Source organism: Acidovorax sp. (genome assembly GCF_046339755.1).
In the GTDB taxonomy this organism is placed as follows: domain Bacteria; phylum Pseudomonadota; class Gammaproteobacteria; order Burkholderiales; family Burkholderiaceae_C; genus Acidovorax.
Window position 1 is genome coordinate 1 of sequence record NZ_JBKDTZ010000037.1, and the last position, 3,814, is coordinate 3,814.

General features: G+C 66.5%; 6 protein-coding genes. 5 read left to right on the forward strand and 1 reads right to left on the reverse strand.

The features are described 5' to 3' along the window. Window positions 1-436, reverse strand: a 436-nt coding sequence (locus tag ACK59X_RS03210; protein ID WP_409955122.1) for an aldehyde dehydrogenase family protein, incomplete at its 3' end; no start/stop codon positions are given. 188 nt (window positions 437-624) lie between these two features. On the opposite strand from ACK59X_RS03210, the gene ACK59X_RS03215 reads away from it, so the two are divergent. The 5 genes from ACK59X_RS03215 (at window position 625) to ACK59X_RS03235 (ending at window position 3,680) form a co-directional block, all read left to right on the forward strand. After that, window positions 625-1,551 (forward strand): LysR family transcriptional regulator, encoded by a 927-nt coding sequence (locus ACK59X_RS03215; protein ID WP_409955124.1) that lies wholly within the window; start codon window positions 625-627, stop codon window positions 1,549-1,551. Then, the gene (locus ACK59X_RS03220; RefSeq protein WP_409955126.1) at window positions 1,548-2,102 is read left to right on the forward strand and encodes an NUDIX hydrolase; all 555 of its coding nucleotides are present in this window, start codon (window positions 1,548-1,550) and stop codon (window positions 2,100-2,102) included. The genes ACK59X_RS03215 and ACK59X_RS03220 overlap by 4 nt, the downstream gene beginning before the upstream one ends. Next, window positions 2,099-2,554, forward strand: coding sequence for a YiiD C-terminal domain-containing protein (locus tag ACK59X_RS03225; protein WP_409955127.1), 456 nt, complete (start codon window positions 2,099-2,101; stop codon window positions 2,552-2,554). The genes ACK59X_RS03220 and ACK59X_RS03225 overlap by 4 nt, the downstream gene beginning before the upstream one ends. Window positions 2,555-2,593: 39 nt before the next feature. Further along, window positions 2,594-2,971: a PH domain-containing protein gene (locus tag ACK59X_RS03230; RefSeq protein WP_409955129.1), complete on the forward strand. Its 378-nt coding sequence runs from the start codon at window positions 2,594-2,596 to the stop codon at window positions 2,969-2,971. A 151-nt stretch (window positions 2,972-3,122) separates the two neighbouring features. Then, a complete protein-coding gene (locus tag ACK59X_RS03235) occupies window positions 3,123-3,680 on the forward strand; it encodes a hypothetical protein (RefSeq protein WP_409955130.1) in 558 nt (185 codons plus the stop codon). Window positions 3,681-3,814: the final 134 nt, after the last annotated feature.

Genomic DNA, 3,814 nt, shown 5'->3' on the forward strand with positions numbered 1-3,814 from the left:
GGGTGTAGGTGTCCACGCCGCCGGCAACGTTGTTGGCCAGCTCGCCCAACTGCAGGTTGCCGATGCTGGCGGCATGCTCCACCACTTCAAGGCCGCGGAACACGTCACCCTCGGCGTCGGGCAGCGTCTTGCCCTGCTCGGCCGTGAGGATGGCGGCCAGCTCGGCCATGTTCTCGCGGATCAGCTGCTGGTACTTGAGGAAGATGCGCGCGCGCGTGCCGAGGGGCGTCTTCTTCCAGGTCTTGAAGGCTTCCTTGCCCGACGCCACCGCGGCATCGATCTCTTCGGCGGTGGCAAACGGCACGCGGGCCAGCACTTCCTGCGTGGCGGGGTTCACCACATCGCGCCATTCGGTGGTCCTGGACTCGACGAACTGGCCGCCGATCAGCAGCTTGACGGTGGGGGCCAGCACGGCCGAAGAGGTAGGTGCGTTCATCAGTATGTCTCCTGAAAGGGTGGGGGCGCGAAACAGTGGCTATGGGTGACTATCGTGCAACCCATGCATCGTAGCTGTGCAAAATTGTGAAGACAATAGACAATACTGCGCACAAGGTTTGCAAAAATGCACATGGCGCGCCGCCTGTGCATGGGCACACCGCACGATCAACAGGGGCTTCTTCTTTCATGGACTGGGACAACCTGCGCTTCTTTCTGGAGCTGGCCCGCGCCGGCACGCTGGTGGGCGCCGCGCGCCGCCTTGCGGTCGACCACACCACCGTGGCGCGCCGCATCCAGGCGCTCGAAAAGCAGGTCGGCTCGGCCCTGTTCGCGCGCGAGGCCGGCGGGCACCGGCTCACTGAGGCCGGTCGCGCGCTGCTGCCCCAGGTCGAGGCCATGGAGGCCGCCTTTATGGCGGTGGAGAATGCCGCGCCCGCCGCGCGCCAGGGGCTGCACGGCCTGGTGCGCATCGGTACCACCGAGGGCTTCGGCAACCTGGTGCTGGCGCCGCAACTGGCGCACTTCGCCCAAGGCCACCCGGGCCTGGTGCTCGACCTGCTGGCCCTGCCGCGCCTGGTGCACCTGTCACGGCGCGAGGCGGACATCGTGATCTCGCTGGAGCGCCCCGCGCGCGGCGCGGTGCTGGTGGTCAAGCTCACCGACTACGTGCTGCAGTTGTACGGCACGCGCAGCTACCTGGCGGCCCATCCACCCATCCGTAGCGCGGACGACCTGCGCGGCCACAGCTTCATCAGCTACGTGGACGACCTGCTGTTCACCAAGGAGCTGCAGATCCTGGACGAGCTGCACCGCCCCGAGCGCTTTGCCTTGCGCAGCACCAGCGTGCTGGCGCAGTACGAGGCGGTGCGCGCCGGTGCCGGGCTGGCCGTGCTGCCGGCCTTCGTCGCGGCACAGGACCCGGCCCTCACGCTGGTGCTGCCCGGCATGGCACGCTTCACGCGCACGTTCTGGATGTCCATGCCCGAGGAGAACAAGCAGGTGGCGCGCATGCAGGCCACCTGGGCCTTTCTGCGCGAGACGGTGGCGGCGCAGCAGAGCCTGCTGCTGCCCGACCTGCCCGACCTGCCCGAGGCGATAGCATCGCGGCCATGAGTCTGTCCGCCGTCCTCTCTGTTCCGGCCACACCCGCCCAGCCCCGCATGCGCCTGCGTGCCGCCGCCATCATCGAGCGTGCCGGGCAGGTGCTGCTGCACCGGGCCGAAGGCGACCCCTTCTGGGCCCTGCCCGGCGGCGGCATCGAGCCTGGCGAATGCGCCGGCGAGACCTTGGTGCGCGAAATGCAGGAAGAGCTGGGCCTTGCCGTGGTGCCCGGCGCGCTGGCCTGCGTGGTGGAGAACTTCTTCGTCTACCTGGGCGCCGCCTACCACGAGACCGGCCTGTACCTGCAGGTGCACCCCGAACCGGGCGGTTTGCTGGACCAATCCGCTGGTCCCTACGAAGGTGTGGAAGGCAGGCGCAGGCTGGAGTTCGCATGGTTCGACCGTGTGACACTGCCGGGCCTGGACCTGCGGCCCCCTTTCCTGCGCGATGCGCTCGCACGCGAACGCCAGGGCGGCGTGCTCCACATCGTCTACCGGGATCCAGCACCACCGGGCGGGGCTGCTGCAGACGCACCTGCCATCCTTTCCGAAAGCCCTGTATGAAGACCGATGACGACCTGCAGGCCTACCTGCACCAGCACATTCCCCTGTCCCGCGCGATGGAGGTGTCGGTGCTGGAGTCCTCCCTGGCGCGCGTGGTGCTGAGCGCGCCGCTGGCACCCAACATCAACCACCGCGAGACGGTGTTCGGCGGCAGCGCCTCGGCCGTGGCCATCCTGGCCGCCTGGTCCATGCTGCACCTGCGGCTGTCTGCCCACGGCCTGGGCAGCCGGCTGGTCATCCAGCGCAACAACATGGCGTACGGGCTGCCCATCGACGGGTCCTTCACCGCCGTGGCCGAGGCGCCTTCGGAGGCCGCCTGGCGCGCCTTCGTGCGCGTGTACGAGCGCAAGGGCCTGGGGCGCATCGAGCAGGCCTCGGTGCTGATGTACCACGGGCAGCCGGCGGGAAAGCTCACGGGCGAATTTGTCGCCTTCGGGCAGGGGTATCAATAGCCGGACTACGATCATCGCCTCGCAAACGGGGAGACCACCATGGGACTTTTGGACGGAGTGATGGGCAATGCATCCAAGATCGATGCAGCCAAGATCCAGGAAGAATTCAGCCGCATCCTGATGCCGGGCGAGGTGGTGGAGCATGCCTACCAACTCATCCGCGACTACTTCGTCTTCACCAACAAGCGCCTGGTGCTGGTGGACAAGCAGGGCATCACGGGCAGCAAAGTGGAGTACCACTCGCTGCCCTACAAAAGCATCACCCACTTCAGCATCGAGACCGGCGGCACCTTCGACCTCGATGCCGAACTCAAGATCTGGATCTCGGGCAGCGCCACGCCGTTCCAGAAGCAGTTCAACAAGAAGCTCAGCATCTATGACGTGCAGAGCGTGCTGGCCAGCTATGTGCTGAAGTAGGCGAGCACATGGCCCGAAAAGCGGCTGTGCAACGCTGCTTTTCGGGCCATTGGCCGGTGAGGGGATGGCTATGGTGAACCACCGGGCGATGGCATGCCCTGGTGTTTGGTTCGCAAGCACCGGCAGCCAGCCCTACAGGAGTCCTTCGGCCATGTCTCCCATCATTTCCGGCCTCGCATCCGTTGCTTCCTTTCTCTACAACGCGGCCTCGGGCAGCAAGTCCGCCGCGTCGTCGCGCGCCAGCCAGCCGGCCGCTGCCGAGCCGTCTGCCGTGGTCACCTTGAGCAAGGAGGCCGAAACCCTGGCCGGCTTTGCCGGCAAAGGCATGCTGATGACGTCCGGCAAGCTCGATGGCCCGCTGGGTACGCGTGTGGGTGCCGATGCCGGCACGGCATTGACGGCCTCGCAGGCCGACCGCGCCGTGTCCAAGCAGGACTTCCAGGACCTGCTCGCCAGCTTTGGCGCCAGCGATGCGCAAAAGGAGCAGTTGGCCGCCGGCTTCGACGCCAACCAGGACGGCGCCATCTCGCGCGATGAATTCCTCAAAGGGGTTGCCGCCACTTCGGGCACCAAGGGTGGCAGCGAGCTGTCGCAGTCGCTGCTGCAACTGGTGGACCGCCACGGCAATGCCAACGGCGTTGTGAACCACATCGAGCTGGCGCAGCTCACCACGGCCTTTGCCAACGCCCAACTGCGCAAGGCAGCTTAGCCCCGCAGCGTCCAGACCCCTTCGGAAAGCAAAAAAGCGTGGCCATGCCACGCTTTTCTTTTTGGGGAGGGTGGGCCTCTCTTTTTATATCCTGCCCATGAGCAGCAGGATCACGAGGATCAGCACCACCAGGC

Bases quoted from the DNA above. Each gene is read 5' to 3' on its own strand.
- ACK59X_RS03215 (WP_409955124.1), top strand. From the start codon at position 625: ATGGACTGGGACAACCTGCGCTTCTTTCTGGAGCTGGCCCGCGCCGGC.
- ACK59X_RS03220 (WP_409955126.1), top strand. From the start codon at position 1,548: ATGAGTCTGTCCGCCGTCCTCTCTGTTCCGGCCACACCCGCCCAGCCC.
- ACK59X_RS03225 (WP_409955127.1), top strand. From the start codon at position 2,099: ATGAAGACCGATGACGACCTGCAGGCCTACCTGCACCAGCACATTCCC.
- ACK59X_RS03230 (WP_409955129.1), top strand. From the start codon at position 2,594: ATGGGACTTTTGGACGGAGTGATGGGCAATGCATCCAAGATCGATGCA.
- ACK59X_RS03235 (WP_409955130.1), top strand. From the start codon at position 3,123: ATGTCTCCCATCATTTCCGGCCTCGCATCCGTTGCTTCCTTTCTCTAC.